The sequence below is a fragment of the Cupriavidus sp. L7L genome, assembly GCF_004353535.1.
Taxonomy (GTDB): Bacteria; Pseudomonadota; Gammaproteobacteria; order Burkholderiales; family Burkholderiaceae; genus Cupriavidus; species Cupriavidus oxalaticus_A.
The window spans coordinates 1-2,217 of record NZ_SMNY01000102.1 but is presented as its reverse complement, the minus strand read 5'-3'; the positions used below and the strand labels follow the sequence as shown (position 1 = coordinate 2,217).

Here is a 2,217-nt window from a genome sequence, read left to right as displayed (position 1 = left end):
TCTGCATTCGCAGCAGCTCTGGCATTTTTTAGCCGGCGAGCATATTCGTAATCCTCTATTTTCCTTATCGCGATCTCGCGCCGTGCTGTAAAAACTACCGATGGCAGCAGTGAGCTATCACCTTCAATCGGAATGCCTTTCATCGTACTGCCGACAGGAAGATAAGCTGAGCAGTTGGATGTTCCAAAGTCAATGCCAATAGCAGTCATGGCTCACCTGATCGAATTTAAACAACTGTTTTCTATATGCAGCTTACCAGCATTTCTCAAAAGCCATCGAAATCTTAAGTTTTTGCCTAAAGTAACCTGGTAAAGTTATCAATTTGCAGATTATCCGTCAATAAGGCGTTGTTGCATAAATCCGGGTGTCTGGCTGGGCCCTGACGTTTACGCGCAACGGTCTAGGCGGAGCCCCTGTTAACTCTTCGCGGAACTGGGTAGATTCTCGATTTTTGGCCGAGAGATGCGCAAGGACGAACACAAGCGAGGAGAGCCGAAGGGGATCTACCGTGTCACCGCTGTTCACTGCCTGCCTCGCGGTCGCCTGCAACCGATCCTTGAAATCCCAGCGCATGAGCGTCAGGTGCGGCATGGCGGTCGGCACCAGGCTGGCCGCCCTCTGCAAAGAAGGCGAAGCCTGGCGCATTGCGTTGCGTTACGGCTTTGGGCGCGAACCTGTCTTGTCTTCCGGCGCGGCGACGTTAAGGAGCGCGGTGCGGTCGATCTTGCCTTTGGAATATCGATATTGCAGGCACTGCCAGGCACCGTCCTTGATAGTTTCAGTGGCGAGAAGCTGTCGGTCGTGCAGGATGTAATCGCCTTTGGCGCTGACCTGGAGGACGTGGTGATCTGTATGCGCCAGCACCAGCCCCATGTAGTCAGCTCCGTTGAACGCCTCGGCCTGTCGCGGCTCCGAAGCCGGCTCTTCCCCGCGGTCCGCTGCCCGCTCGACCATCACGCTGAGCAAATGGGAGCGAGATGCAACGCGCTCGCGCCACGGCGTCTCCAGCGCTTTGGTCGCCCATGACGTATCGCGCTCCTCATACGAAAAAAACTCGACCCGACCTTCGAGCTTTCTCGCCACGAGAACGTGGGGAGCATTCGTTGCCGAGTTGTCGTGCACCAGGGCGGCATCTGCCTGTTCTACCGCGCAGGCCAGCAAACCATGCGCGCGCCAATACCTTTCTCGCACGGCATCGGGTTCAACGGCATGCCCGCCAAGAGCGACGCGGTTTGCGACACGCCCCACATTGATCTCAGGATCTTTGGTGGATACGAAGATAAGTGCGACCTCATAACCCTTGGCCTTCGCCTGCGTCAGCAGCGCGACTTTCTCCGGTGTGGACATGACGGTTTCGAACGCAAAGTCGGTTCCGGCTTCCAACGCTGCCAAGCGGCGTTGCTCTGCGATCTGTGCGGCTCGGATGTTGCGTTCCCGATAGTCAGCGATCTCGCCCTCTAGGGTCTTGGCGATATCGTCGGCATTGATGTATGCCTCGGGAGGAAGGCCGTAATCCTCGACGGCCTCCATGACGGCGGTGCTTTTGCCGGACCCATTAGGGCCGGCGAAGCAGATTACTGTGGACTCGTTATTGTTTTCGGCGTCGGTCATGCAACTCGTAGCGTCTTGCGCCTCGGTTTTGCTGGGGTGGGAGCCTCAACGATTACCGTAGTCGCAGGACGAGTGCTAGGCTTGATGTTTGGATCGCCAGCCGGGGTAAGCCCCGCCGCGCGCGTCCTCGCAACTGCCTTCTCGACACCGTGGCCAGCAACGCTTTGGAAGCGTTCGCTCATGATGTAGCGGGTCAGTTTCGAAGCCATTTCATTCTCCATGTCGCCTATGGGTTTCATTATAGGCCTGTCGTGGTGAGCACGCTCGCGGAATCATATCGTTGGCGTGCTTCCAGCCTTACATTCTCATCCTCCTTTGTGGGCCTTGTGGTAGATCTCCTTGCTCGACCGATACTGCCTCCGCCTTGCCGGCTGCAATTGTGCGGTCAAAGACATATACCAGCCCTCGATGGTACGGGCTGACGGCTCCGCCGCTATGCGCCGCATCCAGAGCGGCCCCTACTGACGAGGCAGTCTCCCAAGGCGACTGCCCGAAACTCGCCGCCCAGCTCAGATGCTTTGTTTCACGCCAGAACCGGATGAGCTGATCCTTGGTTGCGCCAGCCTTGATCAGACCGGAGATCCGCTCCTGCTGACTGCCAAAGCC

At 57.4% G+C, this 2,217-nt stretch carries 2 protein-coding genes and 1 pseudogene; all 3 read right to left on the bottom strand.

Annotation, left to right across the window (positions count from 1 at the left end):
* A pseudogene (locus E1J61_RS37960) lies at positions 1-209 on the bottom strand (hypothetical protein); the annotation flags it as partial.
* Between the two features lie 445 nt (positions 210-654).
* A complete protein-coding gene (locus tag E1J61_RS35940) occupies positions 655-1,611 on the bottom strand; it encodes an AAA family ATPase (RefSeq protein ID WP_133098532.1) in 957 nt (318 codons plus the stop codon).
* A gap of 297 nt (positions 1,612-1,908) precedes the next feature.
* A partial coding sequence (locus E1J61_RS37955; protein WP_207951307.1) for a hypothetical protein occupies positions 1,909-2,217 on the bottom strand: 309 nt, incomplete at its 5' end.